The sequence below is a fragment of the Streptacidiphilus albus JL83 genome, assembly GCF_000744705.1.
GTDB classification, from domain to species: domain Bacteria; phylum Actinomycetota; class Actinomycetes; order Streptomycetales; family Streptomycetaceae; genus Streptacidiphilus; species Streptacidiphilus albus.
Genome location: NZ_JQML01000001.1, coordinates 5,279,228 through 5,305,839 on the forward strand (window position 1 = coordinate 5,279,228; position 26,612 = coordinate 5,305,839).

The 26,612-nt window shown below is 70.6% G+C and carries 28 protein-coding genes, 1 tRNA gene and 2 pseudogenes; 16 read left to right on the forward strand and 15 right to left on the reverse strand.

The window, feature by feature from the left end; genetic code table 11:
- Window positions 1-53 precede the first annotated feature (53 nt).
- The 4 genes from BS75_RS23025 to BS75_RS23035 all read left to right on the forward strand — a co-directional run bounded on the left by BS75_RS23025 (window position 54) and on the right by BS75_RS23035 (window position 2,580).
- The gene (locus BS75_RS23025; protein WP_034089613.1) at window positions 54-1,649 is read left to right on the forward strand and encodes an alpha/beta hydrolase; all 1,596 of its coding nucleotides are present in this window, start codon (window positions 54-56) and stop codon (window positions 1,647-1,649) included.
- Window positions 1,650-1,750: 101 nt separating this feature from the next.
- The gene (locus tag BS75_RS51945; protein WP_331281434.1) at window positions 1,751-2,137 is read left to right on the forward strand and encodes a LysE family transporter; all 387 of its coding nucleotides are present in this window, start codon (window positions 1,751-1,753) and stop codon (window positions 2,135-2,137) included.
- Window positions 2,044-2,415: a LysE family transporter gene (locus BS75_RS51950; RefSeq protein WP_331281435.1), complete on the forward strand. Its 372-nt coding sequence runs from the start codon at window positions 2,044-2,046 to the stop codon at window positions 2,413-2,415. Before BS75_RS51945 ends, BS75_RS51950 begins: the two co-directional genes overlap by 94 nt.
- A 91-nt stretch (window positions 2,416-2,506) precedes the next feature.
- Window positions 2,507-2,580, forward strand: a tRNA-Thr gene (locus tag BS75_RS23035).
- A gap of 176 nt (window positions 2,581-2,756) precedes the next feature.
- Here the strand turns inward: BS75_RS23035 and BS75_RS43480 are convergent.
- A pseudogene (locus BS75_RS43480) lies at window positions 2,757-3,510 on the reverse strand (class I SAM-dependent methyltransferase).
- Between the two features lie 241 nt (window positions 3,511-3,751).
- On the opposite strand from BS75_RS43480, the gene BS75_RS23045 reads away from it, so the two are divergent.
- Window positions 3,752-4,426: an NUDIX hydrolase gene (locus BS75_RS23045; protein WP_034089614.1), complete on the forward strand. Its 675-nt coding sequence runs from the start codon at window positions 3,752-3,754 to the stop codon at window positions 4,424-4,426.
- Window positions 4,419-4,832, forward strand: coding sequence for an NUDIX hydrolase (locus BS75_RS23050; RefSeq protein WP_034089615.1), 414 nt, complete (start codon window positions 4,419-4,421; stop codon window positions 4,830-4,832). Before BS75_RS23045 ends, BS75_RS23050 begins: the two co-directional genes overlap by 8 nt.
- Window positions 4,833-5,313: 481 nt before the next feature.
- On the opposite strand, the gene BS75_RS23055 is transcribed toward BS75_RS23050, so the two are convergent.
- Together BS75_RS23055 and BS75_RS23060 are read right to left on the reverse strand one after the other, a co-directional pair.
- On the reverse strand, window positions 5,314-5,733 hold the full coding sequence (locus BS75_RS23055) for a PIN domain nuclease (RefSeq protein ID WP_034089616.1): 420 nt from the start codon (window positions 5,731-5,733) through the stop codon (window positions 5,314-5,316).
- Window positions 5,733-5,975: a type II toxin-antitoxin system VapB family antitoxin gene (locus BS75_RS23060; protein ID WP_034089617.1), complete on the reverse strand. Its 243-nt coding sequence runs from the start codon at window positions 5,973-5,975 to the stop codon at window positions 5,733-5,735. Before BS75_RS23060 ends, BS75_RS23055 begins: the two co-directional genes overlap by 1 nt.
- A 333-nt stretch (window positions 5,976-6,308) precedes the next feature.
- On the opposite strand from BS75_RS23060, the pseudogene BS75_RS51955 reads away from it, so the two are divergent.
- Window positions 6,309-6,476 (forward strand): annotated as a pseudogene (locus BS75_RS51955) (integrase); the annotation flags it as partial.
- Between the two features lie 664 nt (window positions 6,477-7,140).
- Here the strand turns inward: BS75_RS51955 and BS75_RS23065 are convergent.
- Window positions 7,141-8,547: a pyridoxal phosphate-dependent decarboxylase family protein gene (locus tag BS75_RS23065; protein WP_034089618.1), complete on the reverse strand. Its 1,407-nt coding sequence runs from the start codon at window positions 8,545-8,547 to the stop codon at window positions 7,141-7,143.
- Between the two features lie 133 nt (window positions 8,548-8,680).
- On the opposite strand from BS75_RS23065, the gene BS75_RS46840 reads away from it, so the two are divergent.
- The gene (locus BS75_RS46840) at window positions 8,681-9,019 is read left to right on the forward strand and encodes a GntR family transcriptional regulator (RefSeq protein WP_231607871.1); all 339 of its coding nucleotides are present in this window, start codon (window positions 8,681-8,683) and stop codon (window positions 9,017-9,019) included.
- Here the strand turns inward: BS75_RS46840 and BS75_RS23070 are convergent.
- Window positions 8,964-9,665 (reverse strand): SDR family oxidoreductase, encoded by a 702-nt coding sequence (locus tag BS75_RS23070; protein ID WP_034089619.1) that lies wholly within the window; start codon window positions 9,663-9,665, stop codon window positions 8,964-8,966. The two genes, BS75_RS46840 and BS75_RS23070, sit on opposite strands and share 56 nt — an antisense overlap.
- A 117-nt stretch (window positions 9,666-9,782) precedes the next feature.
- Between BS75_RS23070 and BS75_RS23075 the strand changes: the two genes are divergently transcribed.
- Complete coding sequence (locus BS75_RS23075) at window positions 9,783-10,397, forward strand: TetR/AcrR family transcriptional regulator (RefSeq protein WP_081982530.1); 615 nt, start codon at window positions 9,783-9,785, stop codon at window positions 10,395-10,397.
- Between the two features lie 38 nt (window positions 10,398-10,435).
- Here the strand turns inward: BS75_RS23075 and BS75_RS23080 are convergent, their stop codons facing one another.
- Entirely contained in the window at window positions 10,436-11,533 is a 1,098-nt protein-coding gene (locus tag BS75_RS23080; RefSeq protein WP_052069628.1) for an acyl-CoA dehydrogenase family protein, read from the reverse strand.
- A gap of 234 nt (window positions 11,534-11,767) precedes the next feature.
- Here BS75_RS23080 and BS75_RS23085 point away from each other — a divergent pair, with 234 nt between their 5' ends.
- Entirely contained in the window at window positions 11,768-12,355 is a 588-nt protein-coding gene (locus tag BS75_RS23085; RefSeq protein ID WP_052069629.1) for a TetR/AcrR family transcriptional regulator, read from the forward strand.
- Here BS75_RS23085 and BS75_RS23090 read toward each other — a convergent pair.
- Genes BS75_RS23090 through BS75_RS23100 form a run of 3 tightly spaced genes read right to left on the reverse strand, consistent with a single transcriptional unit; the run spans window position 12,311 to window position 14,382 of the window.
- Complete coding sequence (locus BS75_RS23090; protein ID WP_052069630.1) at window positions 12,311-13,075, reverse strand: HAD family hydrolase; 765 nt, start codon at window positions 13,073-13,075, stop codon at window positions 12,311-12,313. The genes BS75_RS23085 and BS75_RS23090 overlap by 45 nt on opposite strands.
- Window positions 13,076-13,092: 17 nt before the next feature.
- Window positions 13,093-13,452 carry a LysR family transcriptional regulator gene (locus BS75_RS23095; protein WP_231607872.1) on the reverse strand — a complete coding sequence of 120 codons (360 nt, stop codon included), beginning with the start codon at window positions 13,450-13,452 and terminating at the stop codon, window positions 13,093-13,095.
- Window positions 13,453-13,482: 30 nt separating this feature from the next.
- Window positions 13,483-14,382: a ScbA/BarX family gamma-butyrolactone biosynthesis protein gene (locus BS75_RS23100; protein WP_160312239.1), complete on the reverse strand. Its 900-nt coding sequence runs from the start codon at window positions 14,380-14,382 to the stop codon at window positions 13,483-13,485.
- 219 nt (window positions 14,383-14,601) lie between these two features.
- On the opposite strand from BS75_RS23100, the gene BS75_RS23105 reads away from it, so the two are divergent.
- Window positions 14,602-15,243 carry a ScbR family autoregulator-binding transcription factor gene (locus tag BS75_RS23105; protein WP_034089620.1) on the forward strand — a complete coding sequence of 214 codons (642 nt, stop codon included), beginning with the start codon at window positions 14,602-14,604 and terminating at the stop codon, window positions 15,241-15,243.
- 473 nt (window positions 15,244-15,716) lie between these two features.
- A complete protein-coding gene (locus BS75_RS23110) occupies window positions 15,717-15,929 on the forward strand; it encodes a polysaccharide deacetylase family protein (protein ID WP_152645740.1) in 213 nt (70 codons plus the stop codon).
- A 221-nt stretch (window positions 15,930-16,150) separates the two neighbouring features.
- Here the strand turns inward: BS75_RS23110 and BS75_RS23115 are convergent, their stop codons facing one another.
- The 4 genes from BS75_RS23115 to BS75_RS51555 all read right to left on the reverse strand — a co-directional run bounded on the left by BS75_RS23115 (window position 16,151) and on the right by BS75_RS51555 (window position 20,037).
- Window positions 16,151-17,113: a hypothetical protein gene (locus tag BS75_RS23115; protein ID WP_034089622.1), complete on the reverse strand. Its 963-nt coding sequence runs from the start codon at window positions 17,111-17,113 to the stop codon at window positions 16,151-16,153.
- Between the two features lie 54 nt (window positions 17,114-17,167).
- Window positions 17,168-17,725, reverse strand: coding sequence for a SigE family RNA polymerase sigma factor (locus BS75_RS23120; protein WP_081982533.1), 558 nt, complete (start codon window positions 17,723-17,725; stop codon window positions 17,168-17,170).
- Between the two features lie 215 nt (window positions 17,726-17,940).
- On the reverse strand, window positions 17,941-19,140 hold the full coding sequence (locus tag BS75_RS23125; protein WP_042437437.1) for a permease: 1,200 nt from the start codon (window positions 19,138-19,140) through the stop codon (window positions 17,941-17,943).
- Window positions 19,141-19,248: 108 nt separating this feature from the next.
- Window positions 19,249-20,037 carry a DUF4232 domain-containing protein gene (locus BS75_RS51555; RefSeq protein ID WP_052069632.1) on the reverse strand — a complete coding sequence of 263 codons (789 nt, stop codon included), beginning with the start codon at window positions 20,035-20,037 and terminating at the stop codon, window positions 19,249-19,251.
- 313 nt (window positions 20,038-20,350) lie between these two features.
- Between BS75_RS51555 and BS75_RS23135 the strand changes: the two genes are divergently transcribed.
- Complete coding sequence (locus tag BS75_RS23135; RefSeq protein ID WP_034089623.1) at window positions 20,351-21,169, forward strand: SAM-dependent methyltransferase; 819 nt, start codon at window positions 20,351-20,353, stop codon at window positions 21,167-21,169.
- A 69-nt stretch (window positions 21,170-21,238) separates the two neighbouring features.
- Here the strand turns inward: BS75_RS23135 and BS75_RS23140 are convergent, their stop codons facing one another.
- Complete coding sequence (locus tag BS75_RS23140; protein ID WP_042437436.1) at window positions 21,239-22,285, reverse strand: terpene synthase family protein; 1,047 nt, start codon at window positions 22,283-22,285, stop codon at window positions 21,239-21,241.
- Between the two features lie 216 nt (window positions 22,286-22,501).
- Between BS75_RS23140 and BS75_RS43485 the strand changes: the two genes are divergently transcribed.
- The 3 genes from BS75_RS43485 (at window position 22,502) to trxA (ending at window position 25,959) form a co-directional block, all read left to right on the forward strand.
- Window positions 22,502-25,348, forward strand: a complete 2,847-nt coding sequence (locus BS75_RS43485) for an ATP-binding protein (protein WP_052069633.1) — start codon at window positions 22,502-22,504, stop codon at window positions 25,346-25,348.
- Window positions 25,311-25,511 carry a helix-turn-helix domain-containing protein gene (locus BS75_RS48450; protein WP_052069634.1) on the forward strand — a complete coding sequence of 67 codons (201 nt, stop codon included), beginning with the start codon at window positions 25,311-25,313 and terminating at the stop codon, window positions 25,509-25,511. The genes BS75_RS43485 and BS75_RS48450 overlap by 38 nt, the downstream gene beginning before the upstream one ends.
- A 76-nt stretch (window positions 25,512-25,587) precedes the next feature.
- The gene (gene trxA / locus BS75_RS23150; RefSeq protein ID WP_034089624.1) at window positions 25,588-25,959 is read left to right on the forward strand and encodes a thioredoxin; all 372 of its coding nucleotides are present in this window, start codon (window positions 25,588-25,590) and stop codon (window positions 25,957-25,959) included.
- Between the two features lie 37 nt (window positions 25,960-25,996).
- Here the strand turns inward: trxA and BS75_RS23155 are convergent, their stop codons facing one another.
- Window positions 25,997-26,602 (reverse strand): TetR/AcrR family transcriptional regulator, encoded by a 606-nt coding sequence (locus tag BS75_RS23155; RefSeq protein WP_034089625.1) that lies wholly within the window; start codon window positions 26,600-26,602, stop codon window positions 25,997-25,999.
- Between the last annotated feature and the right edge of the window lie 10 nt (window positions 26,603-26,612).

A 26,612-nucleotide genomic window follows, 5' to 3' on the forward strand; every position in this document is an offset into this window, starting at 1 on the left:
GGCGTAGCCAGTTGTGCCGATACCTTTGGCGTACTCGAAGAGCGGGAGAAACGATGAGCAGGTTGCGGCAGGCGGCCACAGCGGCGTTGGTGGTCACGGGTCTGGCGTTGAGCGGGTGCAGCTCCGCCGGTACCGGTCCGTCCGCGGCCGGTAAGGGATCGGTGGGCGCGAGCGGCACCAGCAGTTCGCCGACCTCCGGCGACGCCGCCACCGCCCCGGTCCTCCAGCCCCTGGCCGCGTCCATCCCGGCCGACCTCCAGCGGTACTACGCGCAGAAGTTGAGCTGGACCCCGTGCGACAGCGGCTTCCAGTGCGCCACGATGAAGGTGCCGCTGGACTACGCGAACCCGTCCGGCGGTGACATCACCCTCGGCCTCGCCCGCAGTCCTGCGGCCGGGCACGGCTACAAGCGGCTCGGCTCGCTGCTGATCAACCCGGGCGGCCCCGGCGGCTCGGCCGTCCAGTACGCCGAGTACGCCGCCGAGACCTACCCGGTGCCGGTCCGGGACTCCTACGACTTCGTCGGCCTCGACCCGCGCGGCGTCGGCCGCAGCACCCCGGTGACCTGTCTCAGCAACCAGCAGATGGACGCCTACACCGCAGTCGACTCGACCCCGACCACCCCGGCCGAGGTCGACAAGCTGGTCGCGGCGGACAAGGCCTTCGCCCAGGGTTGCGAGCGGCTCTCCGGCAAGCTGCTGGACCACGTCAGCACCGTCGACGCCGCCCGTGACATGGACGTGGCCCGGGCCCTGCTCGGCGACGCCAAGCTGAACTACCTGGGCAAGTCCTACGGGACCTTCCTCGGCGCCACCTACGCCGGCCTGTTCCCGAGCCGGGTCGGGCACATGGTGCTGGACGGCGCGATGAACCCCTCGCTCACCTCGCTGGAGCTGAACAGCCAGCAGGCGGGGGGCTTCGAGACGGCGTTCAACGCCTTCGCCCGCGACTGCGTCAGCCGCAGCGGCTGCCCGCTCGGCAGCACCGTGGCACAGGCCGACAGCAACCTGGACACCCTCTTCGCCTCGCTCGACGCCAAGCCGCTGCCGACCGGGCAGTCCCGGACGCTGGACGAGTCGCTGGGCATGACCGGTGTGATCGCCGCCATGTACGACCAGCAGCAGTGGCCGCAGCTGCGCACCGCGCTGACCCAGGCCGAGAGCGGCGACGGCTCCGGCCTGCTGGCCCTGTCCGACCAGTACTACGAGCGCGACGCCACGGGCCACTACAGCAACCTGATGTACGCCAACGCGGCCGTGGACTGCCTGGACCTGCCGGGCGCCGCGAGCGATCCGCAGCAGGTCCAGCAGCAGCTGCCCGGCTACCTCCAGTCCTCGGCCCAGTTCGGCGCCTCGCTCGCCTGGTCCGGCCTGAGCTGCGCCTACTGGCCGGTCAAGGCGACCGGCGAGCCGCACACCATCCCGGCGAAGGGCGCCGGACCGATCCTGGTGGTCGGCACCACCCGCGACCCGGCCACCCCCTACGCCTGGGCGCAGGCGCTCGCGGCGCAGCTGGACTCCGGCACGCTGCTGACCTACAACGGCGACGGGCACACCGCGTACTCGCGCGGCAGCCAGTGCATCGACTCGGACGTCAACACCTACCTGCTCACCGACAGTCCCCCGGCCGCAGGAACCGTCTGCCAGTAGCCGTCGGCCGACGCTCCCCGGCAAACGGGTCCGGTAAGGACCGAAATAGTGCCACAATCCTTTCGTCATGCCAGTGGTCGGTGCGACGAAAGGATTGTGGCGTGTTCGGGGTCATCAACTACGGAACCTATGCGCTGGGCGCCCTGCTGATCGTGCTGGTCCCTGGGCCGAACTCGATGTACGTGCTGTCCGTCGGCGCCCGCAAGGGCATCCGCACCGGCTTCCGGGCCGCCTGCGGCGTGTTGGTGGGCGACAGCACGCTGATCGTGCTGACCTCGCTCGGCGCGTCCTCGCTGCTGCGCACCTCCCCGCTGGTCTTCGACGCGGTGAAGCTGCTCGGCGCGGGCTACCTGCTCTTCCTCGGCTACGGGATGCTGACCTCCGCCCGCAGCCTGTGGCGCGACCGCCACGCCGCGACGGACGCCCCCGACGCCCCGCCGAGCCCGACCCGGCCGGGGACCGCGAGCGACCGTTCCGCCGGGCCCTGATCGTCAGCCTGCTGAACCCGAAGGCGATCCTCTTCCTGCTCTCCTTCTTCGTCCAGTTCGTCTCCCCGAGCTACCACGACCCCGCGGTCTCCTTCGCGATCCTCGGCGTGACGCTGCAGTGCTACAGCGTGCTCTACCTCACCACCCTGATCCTCGCCGGCACCTACCTGGCCAACACCTTCCGCCGCCGTCGCCGCCTCGCCGCGGGCCTCAGCGCCGGTGTGGCCGCCGTCTTCATCGGCTTCGCCGCCACCCTGGCCACCGCCTCGGCCGGCTGACCGCCGCCGCCGGCGGCCCCCGCCGATGCTCGTCACGACCAGGTCCGCGACCTGTGTAGACTGTCCTCCGTTGCCGGTCATGGACCGGCTCGCCGCCTTAGCTCAGTTGGCCAGAGCAACGCACTCGTAATGCGTAGGTCTCGGGTTCGAATCCCGAAGGCGGCTCACTCAAGGCCCAGGTCACGTAGCCCGTGACCTGGGCCTTTTGCTGTTCCTCGGTATGTGGGCATGCGTCAGTGACGCGCTACAAGATCGCTTGTGTGAGCGATGGCGGGGCTGGGGCTAGGGGAAGCTGGTTCCTGGACTGTGGCCGGCCACCAGCCGTTCCTGGTGGATGCGTGTTACTTGGCCGCGGTGACGTAGACGCTGCCACACCGGCGTTTCGGGTTGGCCAGTGCTGGATCGAACGGCCAGGGCTCCACGGAGGTGAAGCCCGCCTCGGTGAAGAGCTGCACCAGCTTCTCGTGGTCGTAAGCCCACAGATGGGGGGGTGTAGGTGGGATCGTCGTCCTGGTCGCGGAAGACGTAGTTGATGAGGTCCAGATAGGTGTTGATGTCGCCGAGGCAGTCGCGTTTGGCGTACCAGCGGTGGACCATTTCTGTGGTCTGCTCCGGCGGGGCGGGGTGCTGCTGGAGCAGGAACGTGGCGTCCGGCACGCCCGTGATCAGCTGACCGCCGGGCGCGAGGACGCGGTGGGTCTCGTGGGCGTAGTGCTTGGCGGAGCGGGGGTAGTCGATGTGTTCCAGGAAGTGCTCGGAGAAGAGCAGTTCGACACTGCCCTCCTTCAACGGGATGCCTTCGCGGACGTCCCAGAGGAGGTCGGCCGGCGGAACCAGATCGATGTTGTAGAAACCGTCGAGCCGGTGGCTGCCGCCGCCGATCTGGACCTTGAGGGGGCCTTGGTCGAGGTCGAGATCGAGGCCGTTGGGCCAGGCTCGCTGGCTGACGCGGTGGTAGCGGCTGAGTTCGATTTCCTTGGCGGCGGCGCGCAAGACCCGGGCCAGACCGTGTGTGGTGGAAGGGTTGGCGAGGATCTCGGTGATCTGCTCCCCGAGCAGGTCGATGGAAGGTATGCGTGAAATGTCGCTTTCCATGACAGAGCTCTCCTATGGTCGGAGCGTCGGGCAGTTGGACGAAGGCGTTGGAAGAGAACGCGGCCGGGCCTCAGGAGGCGCTGGTGCCGGCGGCAGTCCACTGGTTGTTGCGCATGAGCGTGTACTTCATGCATCCGAGTCTGCTGCAGGTGGCTACCGACCACTAGGCAGCTCCAGTGCGCTGGCAATGCAGTTTGGTGCACATGTCCGGCACTTTGGCCGCAGCAAGGCGAGGGCACCCATGGACGTGATCGAAGCCTGGAGCGGGCGGTACGCCTGCCTGCTGCAAGCTGCTCTGCGCCTGACCAACGAGGCGTTCGCAGCTCAGCTCGGCATCGGCGTGAGGACTGTCGGGGCGTGGCACGCTGATCCGACGGTCGTCCCCCGCGCAGAGGTCCAGCAGCTCCTCGACCATCTGCACGAAGGAGCCCCAGCGGCGGCGCGCCAGCGTTTCCAGACGTCGATAGCAAGCGAGCGGGCCAGCCACGCACCGGCCCTTCCGGACACCCCAGCGGCCCAGGCGCTACGCGTAGCCATCGCCATCGTCACCCGCGAAACCGACGTCCTCCTGGTCTGCCGCCGCGACGACGAGACATCCGGAATCCGATGGCAGTTCCCAGCCGGGGTGATCAAGCCAGGCACGAAGGCCGAGACCACCACGGTCCGGGAGACCCTCGACGAGACCGGGGTCCGCTGCGCGGTACGGCAAGCCCTTGGCCAGCGGCTGCATCCGGTGACCGGAGTGATGTGCGAGTACTTCCTGTGCGAATACCTGGCCGGCGAGGCGACCAACAGCGACACAGTGGAGAACATGGACGTCATGTGGGTTCCGAGAAATGCCCTGACCCGCTTCATCCCGGTGGATACGATCTTTGCACCCGTCCTGGCCGCCCTGGAGGAGAGCACAAATGACTGAGCAGACTGCCCAAGAGCGGCCCGGGATTGCCGCAGCCGTCGTGACGGACGCCGGGCGAGTACTGATGGTCCGGCGCCGCGTCAGCGAGGGACAGCTCTCGTGGCAGTTCCCGGCCGGGGAGATCGAAGCAGGCGAGTCAGCCGAGCAGGCCGCCGTCCGGGAGACCCAGGAGGAGACCGGACTGACGGTGAAAGCCAACCAGCTGCTCGGTGAACGGGTGCACCCCAAGACCGGCCGGTTGATGTCGTACACAGCATGCGCGGTCGTCAGCGGCGTCGCCGAGGTGGTCGACACGGACGAACTGGACGCGTTCGCATGGGTGGCCCTGGCCGACATCCCCGAGTACGTGCCGTACGGGCTCTTCGAGCCGGTCCAGGAGTACCTGGACACCTTGCTCACGAGCTGACTGGGCCAGAGTGCAGTCGGTGGCAGAGAGTAGAACGGTAACGCTTCCCTCAGCGGGCGGAGGACACGTTGGGCTGAGGGCGAGGGCATCGCCCGGTAGGTGATCTTGATCAGGCCACCCCCCGGAAGCTATCTCTGGATCTATGTGCCGGACATCGCCGGGCGGACGAGTTGGGTCATTCACCGTGCGCCAGCGAGGTCGTTGATCAGGAGGGTTCCGCCGGCGGGCCCCGACCACTTCGTTGGACACCAGGAACAATTCGGGCTGGCGTAGAGCTGTTGGGCCAGCGTGGTCATGTAAGGAGGATCTGGGTTTGATCCCCTCGGGTCCTCGGGCTTCACTGGAAGCCCCGACGGGTGCGGTGTAGCGGCGGAGAGTAGTGGTCTGGGGTCTGGGCGTTCGTCACTGACACGATCCCGATGGCGAGGCCGGGCACGCTCCCTGCAGGAGTCAGCGGTCTCACTTGCGGTCTCAGTACCGTTCAGCGGTCGGCGATGCCTGGTGGCACGACCCACTCAGTGGGTTGGCCGGTGAGGGAGGCGATCATGTCGAAGTCGCCGTCGTAGTGGAGGACAGTCAGGCGGTTGAGCTCTGCGGTGGCGGCGATGAGCAGATCGGGGAGTGACAGTGCCCGGTGGAAGCCCGCGTTGAGAGCGTGGCGCTGGACCTCCAGCGCGCGGGTGAAGGTGTCGTCGTCGCTGTGCAGGTAGTCGAAGGCGTGGAGCCAGGTGCTGATTCGCGTTGCCTCGGCGGCGTCCCGGGCCGAGTGGATCATCTCGTACTCGGTGGGTTGGCAGACCGCGAGTAGGTAGCGTTCGTGGAGGGGCTTGAGTACCTCTCTGACGCCGGGTTTCGTCCAGCGTGCGAGAGCGGACTTGTCGATCAGGTAGCGGTCCTGCATCAGGCGGCCCGGCCGCCTTCCTGCTTGAGGGTTCCGTCAGCGTTGCGGGGGCCGGTGCTCTCGATGATCTCGCTGAAGTCGAAGTCGCCGGAGTCCATGGCGTCGAAACCCTCCTGGCGCAGGTGCCGTTTGACGGCGTCCTCCATGGCGAGGCGCACGGCTTGGGCTTTTGTCTTGGTGCCGAAGATGCGCATGGCCTCGGCGACCATGGTCTCGTCGAGGTCGATCACTGTTCTTGCCATGCTGGCCTCCTCGGGTCTTCAAGTACGTCAAACGATATCATCCCATAGTTGAAGACGATATCGTTTGCTGTGTGGCGGGATTTGCTGGGAATCGGGTGGCCCCCAGAGGGCGGCTGCGGAATGCGGTCGGTTGGCTGTCCAGGTCCGCATGGATGTCGCCGGTAGTGCTCCTCGTTGGGGTGAACCGGCGGCGTAAGGGGACTGCTTGTGTCCGTAGCGGTGATCCTTCTCTCGGGGGCGGATTCGGCTCTCATCGCAGAGGCGGGGCTGGGGGGCGCGTTGGCTGAAGCTCATGGGACGTTCGACGGGGCGACCTTGCTACGCACGTATGTGATGGCGCTGGGGCCCACGGTGGATCTGCGGACGGCCAACAAGATCCTTTCTATCGGGAGGAGTACTGGCTATCGCCTGGCGAAACAAGGCGAGTACCCGTGCAAGGTGCTGAGGCTCGGCGATGCCTACAGAGTGGTGACCGCTGACCTTCAGCGTGTCCTGGAGCTCGAACGGGAAGCAGAGGCATCGGATCCAGCGGCGCCGCCGGCTCGGATCACTTATCCCCCGCGTACGGAAGCGATACAGGACCGCTGCTGTCATTGCGGATGCCGATGCCGCTCGGGTACTTAAGCGGCCCCGGGGCGTCCGTGGCTTGTAGGGTCGTGACAGTGCGCGTGGCGTGCCGAGGAGCGGACACCGGCCTCGGCCGCGGCAATCGCGGTGGCCGCCCGGTGGCCGGACGCCTTTGGACGGGGCATCACGAGGTGGCATGGGCCAACCTGCCGCATGTGCTCTGATCAGGCACGACATCACGAGACGGCACCACGCGGCATTCGGCAACATGATCGCTCATGGGCTCGTAATGCGTAGGTCTCGGGTTCGAATCCCGAAGGCGGCTCCATGGAGAACCCCAGGTCAGATCTCTGACCTGGGGTTTCTTTTTGCCGACCGATGGAAATCGGGCCAGTCGGGCACTCGTGGTCCGTGCACCGTGGTGCGTAGCCCGGTGACTCGGTTCCTTGTCCCTTGCCCCTCGCCGCTGATCCACTTCGGCTCGTTCGGGTGGGCGCGGTCAGTGGTCGGCGCTGCCGGGTGGGCGACGGGCCGGGGCAGCGCGAGGTAGCAGGGGACGGCCCGGGAGGTCCGGCCCGTGTCACCGGTCCGGTGGTGGTCAGTGGATCGTCGGCGTGGTCGTCCCGGTCGGGGTCCGGGCGTTGCGGAGGGCGGTGCTGATCCGTTCGACATCGGCCGGTGTGGTGCGCCAGTTGCTGAACGCGGCCCGCAACGCCGGAACCCCCGCGTAGACGGTCGGAGTGAGGAACGCGACCTCGGCGAGTTCCTGGACGAGGGCTGCGAGTCGTTCGGGGGTCGGGGCCTCGGCCAGGGTGAAGCAGACGACGTTCAGTCGCACGGGTGCCAGGAGCCTCAGGCCGGGGGTGAGTTCGACGGCCCGGCCGAGTGCGCGAGCGCATGCGATGTCGCGCTCGACGATCTCACGGTGCCCGTCGCGGCCGTAGGCGCGCAGGGTGAACCAGGCTGCGAGAGCGCGCAGGCGTCGCGAGTTCTCCGGGGTCAGGTGGACGAGGTCGGGCGTGCTGCCCAGCGGACCGAGGTAGGCCGCCGAGTTCTGGAAGACCTGGGCCTGTAGATCTCTGCGTCGGGTGAACTGCACCGCGCTGTCGTAGGGGACATTGAGCCACTTGTGCAGGTCCACGCAGATCGAGTCGGCCGCGTCCAGGCCTGCGACGAGGTGGGCCTCGGCCGGGGAGAGCGCGGCGAAGGCGCCGAAGGCCGCGTCCACGTGCAGCCAGAAATCGTGGTGCTGCTTCAGCGCGGCGACGGCGCGCAGGTCGTCGAAGTCGACTGTGTTGACCGTGCCCGCGTTGGCGACCACCACGCACGGGCCGTCTGACTCCGCCAGCGCGCGTTCCAGCGCCTCGATGTCCACGGCCTCGCGTCCGGGCAGGGTCGGTACCTGGGTCAGGGAGCCGCGGCCCAGGCCGAGGACGGACAGGGCCTTGGCGATGCTGGAGTGCGGGGCGCCGGACAGGACGCGCACCGGACCGAGTGCGCCCGTGCCGCTCTGGGCCACGGAGACGCCGCGGCGCTCGCCGAGCCATTCGCGGGCGATCGCCAGACCGACCAGATTGGACATGGTCGCCCCGCTGACGAAGGCCCCTTCGTGCTCGGCGGTCAGGCCGAACAACTCCCGCAGCCAGCCGACTGTCTGCCGTTCCAGATACTGCCCGGCTCCGTCCAGCGCCGAGTTCGAATTCTGGTCCACGGTCGCGGTCAGCCAGTCCCCGGCCACGGCCGCGGGAGTCGCGCCACCGGTGACGAATCCGAGGTAGCGCGGTCCCGTGCTGGATGACAGGACCGGATCCCACTCCCGGGTGAACTCCTCCAAGGCACCCCGCAGTCCCACGCCCTTTTCCGGGAGCGGCGCGGCGCGGGGGACAGGCGCGGACGGCAGGACCGGCCGGTCGTCCACCCCTTCCAGATAGGCGACCGCATGCCGCGCCGTGGCGTCGAGCAGCTGGGGCAGGCGCGCCAGGTCGTCTGCGAGGTGAGGGTGCATGTCCGGCTCCGTCCATCGTCGGTCGGACCGAAGCTATCCGGCACGATGGCCGGGCCGCCTGGTCCAATCATGGAAAACTGGACCAGTGCGCATCACCGAACCTCAGTTGGCCGCGGCACTGGGGGGATGGCGGATGCCTGGGGTCCCACTGGCTGCGGGCCTCGCCGCAGCCGTGCGCGACGGCGTGCTCGACGGCAGGCTGCGGGCCGGCAGCACGCTTCCCGCCGAGCGCCGGCTTGCCGCCGTCCTCGGTGTCAGCCGCGGCACGGTGATCGCCGCGCTGGCGGTGCTCCGCGACGAGGGCTGGGTGCAGACCCGGCAGGGGAGCGCAAGCACCCTGCGACTGGCCCAGGGCGGCCGAACGCTGACCCCGAGCGGTCGGCAGCGCCGCCCGCGCGGACGCCGGGATGCCCTGCTCAGTCGGCCAGTTGCGGGTACAGCGCGGCGGGGTCGGCGGAGAGTCCGGCCTTGACCTGGCGGGTCAGTTCGTCGGCCAGCACCTCGTAGGCGTCCGCCTCGATGCCGTCCAACGCCTGCTCGGCGACGCTCTGCGGCGAGGCCTTGGGGCCGTCGACGTGTGCGGCCAGGTCGGTGTCGACGTAGCCGACATGCAGTCCGGTGACGCCGATGCCACGGGGCTTGAGCTCCAGGCGCAGCGAGTTGGTCTGGGACCAGAGCGCGGCCTTGGAGCCGCTGTAGGAGCCGAGGAGCGCGATCCAGGACAGCACGGAGTGCACATTGAGCAGGTGGCCGCCGCCGTTGGCCTCGATGATCGGCGCGAAGGCCCGGGTGGTGTGCAGCGGGCCGTAGAAGTTGGTCTCGAACTCGCGGCGGATGTCGTCCACCGGGGAGGTCAGGTACGACGCGCTGACGGCCGCTCCGGCGTTGTTGATCAGGATGGTGATGTCGGAGGCCTGTTCGGCGGCGGCAGCCACCGACGCCGGGTCGGTGACTTCGAGCGCGAGCGCGACCGCGTCGGGGTGGGTGACGGTCGCGGGGTTGCGGGCCGTGGCGTAGACCTTCTTGGCCCCGCGGTCGTACAGCGCTTCGACCAGGGCCTTGCCGATGCCCCGGCTGCCTCCGGTGACCAGAACGGTCGAACCTGCGATTGCGGTCATGGTCGTCTCCTGGTGGTGCTGTCGTGGTGATGCGCCCAACGGCGGAAACCGATCGGTTTCCACTCACCGTAAACCGATCGGTTTCCGTCGGCAAGCCCGGAGCGTAGCCTTGGGGGCATGACCTCGACCCCGGGAGCCCCGACCAGGCCCGGAGCCGCGACGGCCCCGACCGGAGCCGCGACGGCCCCGACCCGTGAGCGGCTGCTCGATGCCGCAGCCGAGCTCTTCTACCGGCAGGGCGTCGGGGTGGGGGTCGAGACGCTGTGCCGGACTGCCGGGGTGTCCAAGAAGTCGATGTACCAGCTCTTCGGGAGCAAGGACGAGGTCCTGGCCGCAAGCCTCGAACGGGTGGCTCCCGCCTACCACCACCTGCTCACCCCCGCCGAGGACGACCGGTCGCCGCGCGCCCGTATTCTGCATGTCTTCGAGCGACTGGAGTACCTTTCCGGTACGCCGGACTACCTGGGCTGTCCATGGGTGGCCACGGCGGTCGAACTCAAGGACCCCGGGCACCCGGCGGCCGAGGTGGCCCGGCGCTCCAAGGACGCACTCACCGGCTTCTTCCACGAGGAGGCCCGGCGGGCCGGCGCGCGGGACCCGGAGCTGCTGGCCCGTCAGCTCACCGTGGTGTTCGACGGATCCAGCGCCCGCTCGGTCGTGCAGGACCAACCGCTGGACGGTCTCGCCACCGCCACCGCCATCGTCCTGCTGGACGCGGCCGGAGTCATCTGAGCCCTGCCCCTCGCTCTCCGGCGGGTGTTGACGGGCGATCAGCCGACCGTATCGACCCCGACCGTATCGACCCCGATCGTCTCGACCCCGACTGCCTCCGCGTACGCCGCCGAGGCGGCGTCGAGTCGCAGCATCGCGTGCGCCGCGATGGCGTGGACGTCGCGCCAGGCCCGCTCCAGCAAGCCGCCCTCCCGCTGCCCGGCAACGCCCGACGCGCGGTAGAGCCGCTCCACGGCGCCGACGAGGATGTCCACGGCCACCGCGCAGTCCCGCTGGTTGGTGGCCACCGCGAGCCGGTCGCACTCCTGCGCGTCGGCACGGGCCGCGGCGCGCGCGAGCAGCAGGCCCGCCGCGTCGATCTCGGCGGCGCTGCGGGCCAGCGCCTCGCACCCGCGCGCCCCGCTCCGGGCGACCGCCGCGCCCCCGCCCGCCTGGGCGACCCAGGCCCGCAGTGCGGACCGTGCGGCTCCCAGGCAGGGGGCCGCGAACAGCAGCGAGGCGACCAGGGCGACGGGGACCCGATGGCAGGGATCGCCGCAGCCGTTGCCCGCCCCGGCGATCATCACCTCCCGGCCCACGGCCCGGTGCCGGGGAACGCGCGCCCCGGAGACGGCGATGGCATGGGTCCCCGAGCCGCGCAGCCCCGCTCCGGACCACTGGGACTCGATGCGGACGTCCGCCCGTGGCACCAGGAAGACCGAAGGGCGCGGTCCGCCCGACTCCTCGGACTCGGCCGCCAGCAGGACCCAGTGCGCGTGGTCGATGCCGCTCGCGTAGCGCCAGCGTCCGGTGAGCGACCAGCCCTCGGGGGTGGCGACCGCCCGGCCGCCGGACTCGCCCACCGCGGCCGCGATGGACACGTCCGGGCCGTCGGCCCACAGGTCGCGCTGGGCCTCGGTCGGCAGCAGTGCGGCCAGTCGGGCGTGCTTCGCCTGGAGGCTCGCCCACCAGCCGGCCGCTGCGCAGCCCTCGCCCACGGTCGCGACCGCTTCGAGGGCCTCGGTGAAGCTGCCGCCCGAACCGCCCCAGCGGACCGGGGTGAAGTGCCGCGCGAAGCCGCTCAGCCGGGTCGCCTCCGCCACGGCCGGATGGAGCGTCCGCGCGTGCTCCGCCTCCTCGGCGTACTCGGCGGCCACGTGTGCGACCGTCCTTGACGGTATGGTTGCGTTTTTCGGCGGTTGATATGAATTAGGGGCTGCGACGGTCATTGTTCCGGTTCTCCTCGGGGTGGCTCGAACGGACCGTGGGGCCCGCCGGGGGATGTCGGGGGACTGTCTGTTATCGGACTTTCGGCAGGGGACTTGCGAAAAGGGCCCCATCTCAGAATAAATTCCTCCTTATAGGATTTTTTTGAGGTCACAGGGGTCCAGGTGAAGCAGGATCGGGCACGTCGCACGCATGCGCTCCTACTCGACGCTGCCGCCGTCGAGTTCGCCGCCCACGGGGCCACGGCCGGTTCGCTGGACCGGGTGGCCGAGCGGACCGGCCTGACCAAGGGTGCGCTGTACGGTCACTTCCCTTCCAAGGCCGCGCTGGTGTCCGAGTTGCTGGCGCAGTTCGAGGCGGTCTGGCGCGAGTTGCTGCACCATGCCGACACCGTCCCCGGGTCGGCGCTGGCGGCCCTCGACCGGCTGCTGCTGGAGCTGGCCCAGCGCCTGGGGGACGACCCGCGGTTCAGCTGCGGCATGCGGCTGATCGTCGACGCGGCCCAGGTCGAAGGTCAGGTCCCGTCCCAGTTCCCGGAGTTGCGCGACCGGTTCACCCAGCTGGCGGTTCGGGCGCAGCAGGCGGGCGAGCTGCTCCGGGATCCGTCGGCCGAGGTCGTCGGCGACACGATGCTGGCGATCCTGGTGGGCGTGCGGCACACCACCCCCAGCGGTTGTCCGGATCAACTGGTCGCACGAGTAACGGAGTTACGCGACGCCCTGCTGACCGGTCGGATCCGCCGCGGCGAGTAGCGGCGGGTCGTGGTCGACCGGAGGGTCGGACGGCCGGGTGGCGATCACGGGCCAGCCGGCGACCCCGGCGCACCGCCCGAGCAGCCCGTGCCCGCCGACCACGACGGGGTGCCCGATCGAGCGCAGCAGCGGCAGGTCCGAGATGTGGTCCCCGTACGCGTAGCTCCCCCCGGGGGAGGCGCCGAAGGACTCCAGTGCCCGGCGTGCGGCCGCAGCCTTGCCCCGGCCGATCACCGGCTGCCGGATCTCCCCGGTCAACACCCCCTCGTACTCCAGAAGTCGGGCGCCGACGGCGAGGTCGGCGCCCACGTCCTCGGCGATCGGCTCCAGGCAGGGCGCGAACGATCCCGACACCAGCACGATGCGGAAGCCGCGCGCCCGGTGGTCGGCCAATGCCGCCCGCACCCCGGGGTGGTAGAGGTCGCCGCGCCGCGACTGGGCGGCGAACCAGTCCCGCCCGGCCGCCCGCAGCCGGTCGTAGCGGTGGCCCCGGAACAGGCGGTAGTACTCCCGGTTCAGCGCGGCGCGGCCGCGCCACCCGGAGCCGGCCGTGCGGCGGGTCAACCGGGCTGCTCCTCTGCGCAGTTCGTCGGCGTCGCGGTCGGGCAGGTCGACCGCGGTGTCGAGGTAGTGCTGGAGAAAGCCGGCCATGCTCTTCCGTCGGATCAGCGTCTCGTCGACATCGAAGAACGCGCAGTGGACCGGGGCTGGGAACGCCATGGCAGTGTCCTCTCTGGTCACGTCGGGTTGGTGGTCGGCCGCCCGGCCAGGGCCCGTGGACCGTGGCCACCGGGCGGTCTGGTCGAACGGCTCGGGACGGCGTCCCCGTGCAGCCTGCGGATGTCCTGCTGGGTGGTGTCGACCGCCGCGAGGATGGCCTCGGCCCGCGACTTGAGCAGCAGCCCGGCCCCGGTCAGCTCGATCCGGCAGCGGCCCCGGCGATGGAACAGTTCGGCGCCGAGCGTCCGCTCCAGCTGCTGGATCTGGGCCGTCACCGTCGACTGGGCGCAGTGCAGCCGCGTCGCGGCGCGGGTGAAGCTCAACTCGTCCGCCACCGCATGAAAGGCCCTCAGGTGTTGGAACTGGATACTCCCCACGCGGAACCTCCTCCTTCGCCGTCACCCATGTCAACGGAACCGTGCGGGGACGAAGTCGACCGACCCCTTGGCCAGGATCACCCCGGACTGGACGGCCTCGATCTCCAGTCCGCCGGCGGTGTCGGACGCACTCGTCCCCTCGGTCCGCACCAGGACGTCGTCGTCCAGTTCCCCGAAGGAGCCGAAGTCGATGGACAGGTGCGAGAGCCACAGCGGCCGGGTCCGGCCTTCCGGCCCCGGGTCCGGGCGGTGCCGCGCGACGTGGCCGGCCTGCCGGAACGCCTCGATCAGCACCATGCCGGGGACGTGGTCGCAGACGTGTTCGAAGTAGCCCGGGTGGGTGGGATCCACCCGCAGCACCAACTCCCCGTCCGAGCGGCCGAGGAGCACGTCCCCTGTGCCGTGGCGCCCCACCTGGTCACCCGTCAGCTGCTCGGCCCGACGCCGCACGGGCACCCCCCGCCTCCCGGCCGACCGGTTGCGGAGCTGACGGTAGAGCGGTGTCTCGACGGCGAGCAGTCCGGCCCTGGCCCGTCCGACCGGCCGTCCCGCGACCTCGATCACGCAGTCGAGCGTGCCGCGGCTCTTGTCCCGCAGCCACACCGCCTCGTAGCCGCAGTCGAGCACGGCCTGCACCGGACCGCTCCGGGGCCGGGTGAACTCGTGCTGTTCCAGGCTGACTTCGAGCCCGGTGAAGATGAAGTGGCGGGACAGCGGTACCGCGTAGTGGGCGTGGGCGAGGTAGATCGCGGCCTGCCGGACCGTCTCGATCACCAGCAGCGGGTCGCTGCAGCCGAGCCCGTCCGACCGGTAGAAACCGTGGTTCCCGGGCCAGCTGACGCCCACGCGGATCCGCTCGTCGCCGGCGGTGAGGGTGTTGGTCAGGAAGACCTCCGCGGCCGACTCCTTGTGCACCAGCTCGCGGGGCACGGTCCGGCCGTACCCCGGCACCGTCCGTCGCCCGTCCCCCGGGCACTCGAAGCCGAGCGGGGCCAAAGTTGGCAAATTGGACAGTAACATCACATTCCCCCTGCTGTGGCCGGCGACTGCGTCCATCGTTCTGCAACGACTAGGGCTGAAAATAAACCTACCCAAAGGTATATTGCAATGGTTCGACCAATTCCTGATCCCTTCATGGAGCGACCACACATGGCACCGACCCCCACTGCCTCCCCTGTCGCGACGGCGTCGGGAAGGCCGCCCAAGGCGCTCAAGCAGGAGCGGGCCCGGAACACCCGGCGCACGATCCTCGACGCGGCGGCCCAGGTGTTCGCCGAGAAGGGGTTCGCCGCCATGACGCTCCAGGACGTGGCCGAGCGCGCCGGCCTCACCAAGGGGGCGCTCTACTTCCACTTCTCGAACAAGGAGTCGCTGGCCGTCGAGATCGTCAACATCTACCTGGAGCGCTGGCAGCCGCTGATCGACTCGGTGGAGCAGGCCGGCCTGTCGCCGCTGGAGACCCTGGTCGAGATCCTCGACCGGACGGCCGAGGTGTTCCGCACCGAGGTCCCGATCCAGGCCGCGGCGCGGCTGCAGATCGAACGCTCCCTGATCCACGCCGATGTGCCGACGCCCTACGTCGGCTGGATCGCGGTGATGACCGAGCTGGCCGAGCAGGCCAAGGAGGCCGGCGAGCTGCGGGAGGGGCTGGATCCGGCCGTGGCGGCCCGGGTCATCGTCTCCTCGTTCTTCGGCATGCAGCACATGTCCGACATGCTGAGCGCCCGGGCCGACCAGCGGGAGCGCTACCGGGAGATGTGCGACGTCCTCCTGCTGGGCATCCGCGCCTGAGGCTGCCCCGACGCCCCGTGCCGTCCCGGACGCCTTCGGCCCGCGGCGGGCCTTCGATCGGTTCTTTCGATCGCGGCTTGAAAACCTTCACGAAGGAATGATTCTCTGGTCGGGCAGCTTCGCAGTGGCGCCACCGGCCGTGGGTCCGCACCCGCTGACGCGTGCCGGCGTCCGGTGAACCCAGGAAGGGACCGCTCATGTCTGCGTCCGGCCGGTCGGGGAGCGCGGTGCTCTTCGATCGCGACGGACTCCGGGCGGGTCCATGTCCACGATCGAACGGCACATCCGCCTCCGGGCGGAGTGCACGGCCGGGAGCCCGACCTTGTGACGGCCCACCCGCTCTGCACCGCACAGATCCCGGCGCGCTGCGTGACGCCCGGGCGACCGGCGAGCGCCCCGCGCCGCTGCGGCCGCCGTGCGGCTCGCCGACCCCGCGAGTCCTGGACAAGTGGACCGGCTTTGAGGAGAAGATCGTGATGTGGGACATCGAGGCCGGCGACCGGGCCATGCCCGGAGCCGACCGTACTGCCCAGCAAGCGCCGGCCCAGGTGGCGGTGGGCTCCGTGATTCGGCTGCACGACGCGGGCGGCGACCGCCCGCGCTCGGTCGGGGCTCGGTCTGCCGTCATCGAGGGCCTGCTCGGACGCGGCCTCGACCTGGTCTCCGTCCCGGAGCTCAGCGCCTGATCCGCGCGGCGACGACACCGCGCGGCGACGACACCGCGCGGCGACGACACCGCGCGGCGACGACACCGCGCGGCGACGACAGGAGCACGCAGCGACGACAGAACCGCGAAGTGACGACAGGAGCGCGCAGCGCCCCGGCCCCGGACCGGAGATCCGGTCCGGGGCCGGGGCGTGCCCGGTCGCCGCTGTGGTCGGGGCCCCGACCACAGCGGCAGCACGGGCTAGCCCGCGATGGAGATTCCGGCTTCGCCGTTCCCGGGGATGGCGGCGGACCGGCTGGTGGCGCACACCAGTCCCACCGTGCCCGGGATGACGGTCGGCGAGTTGACCGTGCCGGCCATCACGCCGAACTTGCACTGCGCGGGGAGCGACTGCCCGATCCGGTCCCAGGCCGGCGAGGTGACGATCGCCGTCATCTGCTGCGCCGTCAGCGCCTGTCCCGCGGCCTGCGTCGCCGCGTGCGCGGCGTCCGTGACCTCGTCCAGGTGCACCGACTGACCGCTGGGGCCGTACCAGTACACGTCCCAGATGGTGGCGCCCTGGCCGTTCAGCGAGTTCTTGAAGCCCAGGTCCACGATGAGGGTGCCACCGTTGACGGAGGTCTTGGTGCAGGTCTCGTGGGGCGCCTCGGCAGCGGTGGGGCAGTGGACCTGGTAGTTGTCCATCGAGGTGATCAGCACGACCGCGGAGGTGCCGGTGGAGGTCTTGAGCCCGGTCTGCGCCCGGCCCCCCGACGTGCCCTTGATGTTGATCAGCGTGGGTACGGAGGCCTGGATGCGGCCGTTGTCCCCCTCGTCGTCCTTGATCGAGGTGTCGGACCCGGCCGGGAGCAGCGACTTCAGGGTCTGCTCCATGTAGGCCGGCATCCAGGCCGTGCCGGCCTGGGCCGCCGCGGCCTTCTTGGTGTCGTCGGCCGTGGGCGTGGTCTTGATCTTCACCGTGGGCGCGGCCGCAGCCCCGACCACGGTCGGCCCGTGGCCGCCGGTCAGCAGCGGCACGCCCACGGCGGCGACCACGCCGAGCGCGGCCACGCTCGCCAGCGTCCGCTTGACGATGGCCGTGCGCCGGATCCGACGACCCCGGACCACCGCCCCGGCGTAGATGTCCCCCGGAGCGGGCTGGACGGCCGACTCGGCCGCCGCCCTGAGCTCCTGCGCGAATGCAGCCTCAATGTCAGATGACATGTCATACCTCTGTCTTGTCGTCGAGAAAAGTTCTGAAATTCCGGGGACGGGAGGTCAGCGCTCGGCGATCTCGGCCATGCTGCTGCCCAGCACCCCGCGCAGCCGCTCCAGCGCCCGACTGCTGCGCGAGCGGACCGCCGTGGATGAGAGCCGCAGGGCCGTCGCCGTCTCCTCGACGCTCCGGTCCTCCCAGTACCGCAGCACCAGCACCGCCCGGTCCTGCGGCGCGAGCTGCCGCAGTGCGGCCAGCAGCGTCACCCGGAGGGCGGGATCCTCGTCCCCGGCTGTGCTGCTCTCCCGCTCGGCCAGCATCTCGGTCGGCCGTTCACTGCTGCTGTGCTTGCGCCGCTGCGATATGAAGACGTTGACCAGTACCGTCTGCGCGTAACCGACGGGGTTGTCGAGCCGGGGCAGTCGTCCCCAGCGGGCGAACATCCGCCCCAGCGTCTCCTGGACCAGGTCCTCGGCCAGGTGTGAGTCCCCGGCCGCCAGCAGGAACGCCGTCCGGAACAGTTGCCCGCCCCGAACCACCGCGAACTCCTGGAAGTCGATCGGCTCCTGCGTCCGGACCCGCGACCGTGCTGCCGTACCGAGGGCTGTCGTGTGCTCCATGACCAACTGACGTCGCGGCCGCACGCTTCTGTTGCAGCCGGAGCCCGAGAATCTTCTGACGGGTCGAGCCCGGTCAGTACCCGTCGGAGCCGTCGGGGGTTCCGTCTCCCCCTGTGGTCTGCCGCAGAGCCTTCTCCTCCCACGTTGTGATCACCCTTCAGATCAATAGACGTGTCGGGAGGGCCGTTGTGTCGCAGCCGAATCTGTGACCGGAATCACATCTGCGCCGAGGGCCCGTGCTCGGCGCTGTGCCCGGTGTGGGTGCCGTGCCCGGTGTGGCCGGGGTCGGGGGCGCCGCCCATCATGCGCAGCATGGCGCCGCCCCCGGTGCGCCGGAAGCGGATCAGCAGGACGGCGGCCAGGGCGAGGAAGGCGATGTTGAGGAAGGTGGTGTAGTTCCAGCTCACACCCTCCATCGGGATCTTCGCGCGGCGCTGCTCGGGGACGAGGCCCAGGCCGCCGAAGAGGAGCTCGACCACGTAGCCGGCCACGACCATGGCTGCGTAGGAGGTGCCGGCCAGGAACACGGCCATCCGCAGCCCGTAGTACTTCCGGTAGATGTTGAGGATCGGGAGGATCAGCAGGTCGGCGAAGATGAACGCGACCACCCCGCCGAAGCTGATGCCGCCCTTCCACAGCACGACCGCCAGCGGCACGTTGCCGATCGAGCAGACGAAGGAGACGACCGCGACCAGCGGGCCGATCAGCGGGCCCCAGAGCTCGGACGCCAGCGGGTGGCCGTCGAAGAAGAAGGTGCGCCAGAACGAGTCCGGCACCCAGGCGGCGATCGCGCCCGCGATCAGCAGACCGATGACCAGGTCGCGCAGGATCGCGGCCCACTCCATCACGAAGACGTGCGCCACCGAGGTGAAGCCCTCGCGGGAGAACAGCCGCCGGGTGAAGGACCCCGGTGCGGCGATGGACATGTCCATCGCCGCATGGCCCTCCATCGACCCGGCCAGGCCGCGTTCGGCCTGCTCGCGGGCGTCGCGCAGCAGTCTGTCGCGCAGGAGCAGGCGGAACAGCACGGCCAGGACCACGATCATGATCGGGCCGCCGACGAACTCGGCCGCGGTGAACTGCCAGCCCATCAACAGGGCCAGAATCACTCCGAGTTCGACGACCAGATTGGTGGAGGCGATCTCGAACGCCATCGCCGCGGTGAAGTCGGCGCCCTTGCGGAACAGTGAGCGGGCCAGGGCGACCGCCGCGTACGAGCAGGAGGAGGAAGCCGAGCCGAGCAGGGCGGCGCGGGCCAGGGTGCGCGGGCGGTCGTCGCCCAGCAGCCGCACGACGGTGGACTTGCGCACCACTGCCTGCACGATCGCGGACAGCAGGAACCCGAGGATCAGGGCCCAGGTGATCTCCCAGGTCATCGACCCGGTGATGGACAGCGCGTGCCGGACGGCGTGCATGGGGCCTCCAGTGGTGTCGGGTTGCTGTCGGACCGCCCGATGGCATCAACCGATTTACCCCTGGGGGGTACTTCTCGCACCGGCGACGGCGTGTCGCCGGGCCGCGGCTCAGCCGTTGGCCGGGTTGGCCGAGCTGACGGCGTCGGCGACGGTGCTGCGGTAGAGGCCGAGGAAGGGGCTCTTGACGTAGGGGTTGCCGCCGCCGCTGCCCTCCTCGGTGATGGTGGTGTTGACGGTGTCGGCGTCGGGCAGCTCGGTCGTGGCGATCGCCGAGAGGGTGTTGTACTGCTTGCTCGCGCCGGAGGTGGCGTGGCTGGGGTCGAGGTCCACCACCGCGTAGGCGTGGGCGCCGGCGTAGATCGGGAAGTAGGGCGGGCCGCCGAGGCCGCCGGGGACGGCGGGCTGCACCGTCTCGGGGGTGCCGCTGGTGGTGTTGACGGTCGCGCTGTTGTCGATGGCGACCGTGGGGTAGTAGGTCAGGCCGCAGGAGGCGCTGCCGGTGTTGGTGACCTCGATCAGCCGCTTGGTGACACCCAGCGCGGAGTCGTAGGACGCCTTGACTGTCAGCTGGCCGCCGGTGCAGGGGTGCTTGTAGGCGTAGGAGTCGCTGGTGGCACTGGTGCCGGCGGCGCCCGGGGCGGTGGTGGGTGCGGCGGCGGAGCCGGAGGAGTGCGGCGCGGCGGACTTGGACGGCTGCGCGGGGGAGGAAGGGGTGGCCGGACCCGACGCCGGAGCCGAGGCCGAGGCAGCGGTCGGAGCCGAGGCCGACCCGGACGCCGGGGCGCTGCCTCCGGCGGAGATGTTGCCGGAGGCGTTGCCGTTGCACGCGGTCAGCGCCAGCGTGGTCGCGGCGGCGAGGAGGGCGAGCGGCAGGATACGGCGACGGCTGTGCTTCATGGTGTCCCCCGGGGAGTCCGTGTGGCTGCGTGGTTTCAATCACCTACACGACCGGGCCGGCCCCGCAGTTTCGCCCGTTCCGTCACAACCCGCGTTACCGGGAGTGGACCTGACTGAGACACAGCACCGGCCCCGACCTGCGCCAACGGGATCCGCCTCGGGCAGGTGGCGCTCCGTCGAACTCTCCGGAGCGTTCGGTGACGGTGGCGGAGCAGCGATTGACCGAAGCGGAACCGGGCCTAAAGTATGTGAAGGATCATCGGATTCGCATGTGAGTGGCAGGGGCGGCACCGTGGCTGACGAGTTGCACTGGATGAAGCCGGGCGAGAACGACGCGCCCTCGGTGGAGCTGCGGACGGACATCCCGCATCCCGCGCGGATCTACGACTATCTGCTCGGAGGAAAGGACAATTTCCCGGCCGACCGCGAGGCCTCCGCCGAGATCTCCTCCGTCTGGCCGAACCTGCCGAAGTCGATGCGGGCGAACCGGAGCTTCATGCGGCGGGTGACGCACTACCTCGCGGCGGAGCGGGGCATCCGCCAGTTCCTGGACATCGGCACCGGGCTGCCGACCTCGCCCAACCTGCACGAGGTGGCGCAGGCCGTGGACCCGACGGCGCGGGTCGCCTACGTCGACAACGACCCCATGGTGCTGGTGCACGCCCGCGCCCTGCTGGCCAGTACGCCCGAGGGTCGGACCACCTACATCGACGCCGACCTGCACGACGCCGAGTCCATCCTGACCTCGCCGACCCTGTTGGAGACGCTGGACCTGGAGCAGCCGGTCGCGCTCAGCCTGATCGCCGTGCTGCAGTTCGTCACCGACGAGGACGCGGCCCACTCGATCATCGACGGGCTGATCAGGCAGCTGGCGCCGGGCAGCTTCCTGGCGCTGTCCACGGTCACCGCCGACAGCGCGCCGGAAGAGGTGACCCGCGGCATCGCCGCCTACGCGGCGCGCGGCATCCCGGAGCGGATCCGCACCCGGGAGGAGGTCGAACTGCTCTTCAGTGGCCTGGAGTTGGTGGACCCGGGCGTCTGCCTGGTGCACCGCTGGCACCCGGACGCGGAGTCCGCGGCCACCCTCGACGAGCACGTCCACATGCACGGCGGCGTCGCCGTCAAGGCCTGACGCCCCCGGCGGACGCCCCGGCGTCCCCGGGGCGGCGGTACCGCCGCCGCCCCGGGGACGTGTGAGCGCTCACCTCTGCGAGGCGGTTCCGGCGGCCCTGGCGGAGAGCAACGGTTCCAGGTGGCCCGGGCGGTCCACCGGGAGCGAGCCCTGCGGCCGGTAGCGGGCGGTGCGGCTCTCCCAGTCGAAGTAGCCCCCCATCCAGGCGATCAGCCCGTCCGCGTAGCGCTCGACGGCCAGCCGCTCGTCCCGGCGCAGCCCGAGCCGTTCGCACAGCTCCGGGATCTCGACCGCCAGTTGCAGGTACTGGTCGATCATCCACTGGGCCTCGGCCAGCACTGCGACGCTGGCCTCCTCGCGCTTGCACTGGCGCTGGTGCTGCAGGATCACGACCAGGTTGTAGACGTCGCCGCGCGGTGCCTCCTTGTCGTAGGAGTAGACATCGTTGCTGAACGCCGGCGCGTCGGCCGCCAGTTGGCGCATCAGCCGCAACTGCGGGCTGTGGAAGGCGGCCGGCGGCACCTCGGCCTCGAAGCGTTCGATCATGTCGAGCACGGTCTCGGTGCCGTCCGCGCCCCGGCGCAGCATCAGATAGGCGGCCCGGTCCGGGATGGTGGGATCGACGCCCTCGGCCTCGGCCTCGGCCGCGAGGGTCCGGCCGAGCGCCTCGTTCGGATGAGCGGCGAAGTACCACTCCCAGTTGGTGGCGGCACGGGCGCGCCAGCGCGAGGACATGCCGGCGGAACTGCGTCGCCAGAGGTCGCGGAAGGAGGAGGTGACAGGGGAGTCGGAGGGTCCGGTCGGCTCGCCGTGGGCGATCCGGATCAGCGGATCGCAGGCCGCGGCGACGGCGGACGGGTGCAGCCCGAGCTCATCGTCGAACTGGTCGTCGAAGAGGAAGTAGAAGCTGAAGAGGTCGGTGGCGAGGCACAGGTCCTCGGCGCCGAGGTCGGGGAAACTGCGGGCAGCCAGATCGGGTATGTCCCAGCGTGTGTACAGCGCGACCGCTTCGGACCCGGTCAGCATGCCGTGTCCCCGCAGCCAGTCGAGGTTGTGAGCCTCGGCGGTGTCGCGGTGCTCGTTGAAACGCCTGGGGTAGGGGAGGTTCAGCTCCACGATTGGGTTGCATCTCCTCTCTCGGTCGAAAGCATTCGATCGCGACGCTACTGCAAGTAGGCAACTTCTTGCAGTCTGCTATAGGACAACTGCCCATACCGTGACCATGGCTGATGGCTGGGCAGTTGCTGAATGCACGGCAAAACCACCCCGCGTCGCAAGGTGAGTGGATAGCCTCGACAGAGGGTGCGGACAGCGAGCGAGTGGGAGCGAACGGTGAGCGATCACGGAGGCGCGGGCGGTGCGGATGCCGCCCGGGGCGGCGCGGCCGACCGCAGGATCGACGACCGGCGGATCGACGAGCACGGGCTCTACACCAGTGGCCTCTACGAGCGCGCCGAGGTGATGGAGGTCGTCGAGAGCGCGTTGACCCGGCTCTGCGAGGGCTACCGCAACGGCGACACCGACATCGGCACCCTGCTCCGGTTCAGCGGCGAGGCCGGTCTGGGCAAGACCGCCCTGCTGGGCGAGCTGCGCCGGAGCGCCCGCGCCCGGCAGGACCACTGCCTGGTCCTCTACGCCCGCGGCGGCGAGCAGCAGCGCAACGTCCCGTTCCACGTGGTCCGGCAGTTGCTGCAGCCCACCCTGCTGCGGAAGTCCGTTCCCGAGCGGCGGGAGTTCCTGGAGGGCGGCTGGCTGGACCTGGCCGCGCCGGCGCTCGGCCTGGTCCCGGCCTCCGACGCGGTGGGCCTTCCGGTGCCGCCCGACCCGCAGGGCATCAGGGACGCCCTGGACCTGCTGCTGACCCAACTCGCGGTCCGGATGGGGCCGCTGGTCGTGGTCGTGGACGACCTGCACTGGGCCGACCCGGAGTCGCTGGCCTGGCTGGTCGCCTTCGCCTCCCGGCTGCCCGGGGTCCCGCTGCTGATGGCGCTGGCGTTCCGCCCGGAGAGCCTGCCGATGGCCGGGGATCCGCTGCTCAGTCCCGTTCTCGGCGGCAGCGACGGACTGCTGAGTCTGCGTCAGCTCGGTCCGGTGTCCGTCGAGACCCTGGTCCGGCAGGAGCTGGGCGCCGACGCCGACGACATGTTCTGCCGCGAGTGCTGGTCCAAGACCGGTGGCAACCCCTACGACCTGGTCGCTCTGATCGCCAGGCTGCGGGAGCGGTCCATGCCGCCGAACGACGAGTACCTGAGCGAGATCGGCGGGCTGGTCGCCGCCAACAAGGGCCCCGGGATCGCCCGTCGGCTGGAGAAGCTCGGGACCGACGCCTACCGCTTCGCCTACGCGGCGGCCATCCTCGACACCCAGATCGACCCGGACATGGCCGCCAACATCGCGGGCCTCAACCCGGCCGCCGCGCGCACCGCGGTGGAGAAGCTGCGCGCCGAGCGGCTGCTGCGCTCGGACTACAAGCCCGACGGCACGACCACCCTGGAGTTCGTCCACCCCACCATCGGCACCGCCCTGTACGAGACCATGCTGTCGCCCAGCATGCGCACCGCGATGCACGGCAAGGCCGCGCGCGAGATCATCGACGCCGGGCTCAGCATGGCGGAGGCGTCCCGGCACCTGCTGGAGACCCACCCCGAGGACGACCTGACGGTTGTCGAGCAGCTCCGGCAGGCCGCCGACGAGCACCTGGCGATGGGCGCGCCCGCGGCGGCGCACCGCTGTCTGGAGCGCGCCCTGCGGGAGCCCCCGGCCGAGGAGGACCGGGCCGACGTGCTGTTCGAGCTGGGCCGCTCGGCCCTGCTGACCGACCCGACGGTGACCGTCAACCACCTGCGGGCCGCCCTCACCACCCAGCCCGGCCTGCGGGTGCAGCGCCGGGAGGAGGTCGTGCTGCGGCTCGGCCAGGCCCTCGGCCACAGCAACCAGATGGGCGAGGCGGCCCGGGTGACCGCGGAGGAGGTCGAGCGGACCCAGCCGGGGCCGGCCCGGGTGCTGCTGGAGACGGCGTACTACATGTGGCGCGGCTTCCTGCGGGACGTCCCCGACGGCCCCGGGCACTCGCAGCGGCTGGCCGAGCTGTCCGCCGCGCGCGGTGACGGCGGGGCCAGCTCGCACGCCGTCCAGGTGCTCCGGGCCTGGGACCTCACCTTGCGCGGCGAGGACTCCCAGCAGGTGGTGGAGCTGGCCGGGTACGCCTTCGAGGACGGCAGCCTGGTCCGCGACATCGGCTGGACCAACACCATCTGGGGCTTCGAGATCCCGATCGTCCTCTGCCTGTCCTACATCTACAACGACCGGCTCGACCTCGCCTCGGAGCTGGCCAACGAGGGCGCCAACACCTACGAGCTGGCCGGGTGGAGCGGCGGCCACCTGGCCTTCGTCAACTTCGTGCGCGGGCTGGCGCTGTTCCGCTGGGGCCGGCTGGCGGAGGCGGAGTCCTTCCTCCGGTCGACCCTGCGCAGCTCGCTCCGGCTGGGCCGGGGCCTGCCGCTGGAGTGGGACGTCATCGGCGTCCTCTGCGAGACCCTGATGGCCCGGGGCCGGCTGCAGGAGGCGGTGGACCTCGCCCAGCAGTACGGCTTCGGTCCGCCCTTCCCGCCGGTCATGGTCCTGCCGGACGCGCCCACCCTGTACGGGCGGCTGCTGCTGGCGCAGGGACGGCGGAAGGATGCGGTGCAGCAGCTGGAGCAGGCGGGCGCCGGGCTGGAGGCACGCGGTTGGCGCAACCCGGTCTGGGCGCCCTGGGCCGGCGAGCTGGCCCGCGCCCTCGCGCCGGAGTCGCCCGAACGGGCGGCGGAGCTGGCCGAGAAGGCACTCCAGGACGCGGAACGGGTGGGCAGCAACTCCGCGATCGGCATCGCGCTGCGGACCAAGGCGGCGCTGGCCGCCCCGGCCGAGGCGCTCGACCTGCTCCGGCAGTCGGTGGGAGGCGCTCGGCAAGTCGCCCGCGGCCTACGAGCACGCCCTGGCGCTGGTCGACTACGGCTCCGCGCTCCGCCGGGCGGGGCGTCCCCGGGACGCGGTCAGCGTGCTGGAGCAGGGCGTCGAGCTGGCCACCCAGTGCGGTGCGGACGGGCTGAGCGCGCGCGGTCAGGGGGAGCTGGTGGCGGCCGGTGCGAGCCCGCACCGGATGCGCGCGGTGGAGACGCGGGCGCTGAACGCCCGTGAGCGCCAGGCGGCGGAACTCGCCGTCGAGGGCCTGACGGTGCGCAAGATCGCCGCCCGGATGCGGGTGAGCGAGAATGAGGCCCGACGGCTGCTGGCCTCGGCCCACCGCAAGGTCGGCGCCGGTCCCGAGGGGCTGTCCCGGGCCCTGGAACCGGGGGAATAGGGCCGGTCCGGCACTGGTTGGACCCTGGCAGCGCAGCACCGAGCAGCAGATCGAGCCGAAAGCAGGTCAACGCACCATGAGCACTCTCGAGCTCACCAAGGACAACTTCAACGAGGTCGTCGAGAAGAACGACTTCGTCCTGATCGACTTCTGGGCGGCCTGGTGCGGTCCCTGCCGCGGCTTCGCCCCGGTGTACGACAAGGCGGCCGAGGACAACCCGGACCTGGTCTTCGCCAAGGTGGACACCGAGGCCCAGCAGGAGCTGGCCGGTGCCTTCGAGATCCGCTCCATCCCCACGCTGATGATCATCCGTGACCGCACGGTGGTCTTCTCGCAGCCCGGTGCGCTCCCCGCCCCCGCCCTGGAGGACCTGATCAAGCAGGCCCGGGCGCTGGACATGGACGAGGTGCGGCGCGAGGCGGAGCAGCAGCAGGGCGCGTCCGAGTAGCCAGCGGAGGTCCGGCCCGGCCACTGCGGCCGGGCCGTTACGGCCGGGCCGACCAGGAGCGCTGCGGCCGGTACTCGACTACCGTCAGCGCGATGGCGACATGGCGGTCCACCAGCGAGTCCAGGCTCAGCTCGCCGCCGTCGGGGCGGAACCACTGGGAGACCGCGTTGCACATGGCGATCACGGTCCGGCGGGCCTCGTCCGGGTACGGGGTGAGGAAGACGCCCAGTTCGACGCCGGCGTCGATGGCGTCCCGGAACAGGTTGGTGGCCTCGGCCTGGCGCGCGCTGTAGCGGGCCAGCCGGTCCGGGTCGAGGCTGCGCTCCTCGGACAGCAGGATGTTGCTCCGGGCGTGGTGCTCCGCGCGGAACCGGGTGGTGGCGGCGACCACGGCGGACAGCCGGTCGGCCGGTTCCGTGCCGACCTGTTCCAGGGCGGCCGAGCAGGCGGCGAAGTAGGCGTCCATGCCCTCGTCGAGCAGCGCATGGAGCAGTTCCTGCTTGCCCGAGTAGTAGTGGTACATCGCCGACAGGCTCATCCCGGCGCGCTGGGCGATGTTCCGGATCGAGGCGCTGCCGAAGCCACGGGCGGCGAACTCCTCGCGGGCGGCCTCCAGCAGGGCGGTCTGTCCGGCAGGTCGCATGGGGATCCTT

Excerpts from the sequence above, each read along its gene's own strand:
- BS75_RS23025 (WP_034089613.1), top strand. The coding sequence starts at position 54 with ATGAGCAGGTTGCGGCAGGCGGCCACAGCGGCGTTGGTGGTCACGGGT.
- BS75_RS23045 (WP_034089614.1), top strand. The coding sequence starts at position 3,752 with ATGGACGTGATCGAAGCCTGGAGCGGGCGGTACGCCTGCCTGCTGCAA.
- BS75_RS23050 (WP_034089615.1), top strand. The coding sequence starts at position 4,419 with ATGACTGAGCAGACTGCCCAAGAGCGGCCCGGGATTGCCGCAGCCGTC.
- BS75_RS23055 (WP_034089616.1), bottom strand. The coding sequence starts at position 5,733 with ATGCAGGACCGCTACCTGATCGACAAGTCCGCTCTCGCACGCTGGACG.
- BS75_RS23060 (WP_034089617.1), bottom strand. The coding sequence starts at position 5,975 with ATGGCAAGAACAGTGATCGACCTCGACGAGACCATGGTCGCCGAGGCC.
- BS75_RS23065 (WP_034089618.1), bottom strand. The coding sequence starts at position 8,547 with ATGCACCCTCACCTCGCAGACGACCTGGCGCGCCTGCCCCAGCTGCTC.
- BS75_RS46840 (WP_231607871.1), top strand. The coding sequence starts at position 8,681 with ATGCCTGGGGTCCCACTGGCTGCGGGCCTCGCCGCAGCCGTGCGCGAC.
- BS75_RS23070 (WP_034089619.1), bottom strand. The coding sequence starts at position 9,665 with ATGACCGCAATCGCAGGTTCGACCGTTCTGGTCACCGGAGGCAGCCGG.
- BS75_RS23075 (WP_081982530.1), top strand. The coding sequence starts at position 9,783 with ATGACCTCGACCCCGGGAGCCCCGACCAGGCCCGGAGCCGCGACGGCC.
- BS75_RS23090 (WP_052069630.1), bottom strand. The coding sequence starts at position 13,075 with ATGGCGTTCCCAGCCCCGGTCCACTGCGCGTTCTTCGATGTCGACGAG.
- BS75_RS23105 (WP_034089620.1), top strand. The coding sequence starts at position 14,602 with ATGGCACCGACCCCCACTGCCTCCCCTGTCGCGACGGCGTCGGGAAGG.
- BS75_RS23115 (WP_034089622.1), bottom strand. The coding sequence starts at position 17,113 with ATGTCATCTGACATTGAGGCTGCATTCGCGCAGGAGCTCAGGGCGGCG.
- BS75_RS23120 (WP_081982533.1), bottom strand. The coding sequence starts at position 17,725 with ATGGAGCACACGACAGCCCTCGGTACGGCAGCACGGTCGCGGGTCCGG.
- BS75_RS23125 (WP_042437437.1), bottom strand. The coding sequence starts at position 19,140 with ATGCACGCCGTCCGGCACGCGCTGTCCATCACCGGGTCGATGACCTGG.
- BS75_RS51555 (WP_052069632.1), bottom strand. The coding sequence starts at position 20,037 with ATGAAGCACAGCCGTCGCCGTATCCTGCCGCTCGCCCTCCTCGCCGCC.
- BS75_RS23135 (WP_034089623.1), top strand. The coding sequence starts at position 20,351 with ATGAAGCCGGGCGAGAACGACGCGCCCTCGGTGGAGCTGCGGACGGAC.
- BS75_RS48450 (WP_052069634.1), top strand. The coding sequence starts at position 25,311 with ATGCGCGCGGTGGAGACGCGGGCGCTGAACGCCCGTGAGCGCCAGGCG.
- trxA (WP_034089624.1), top strand. The coding sequence starts at position 25,588 with ATGAGCACTCTCGAGCTCACCAAGGACAACTTCAACGAGGTCGTCGAG.
- BS75_RS23155 (WP_034089625.1), bottom strand. The coding sequence starts at position 26,602 with ATGCGACCTGCCGGACAGACCGCCCTGCTGGAGGCCGCCCGCGAGGAG.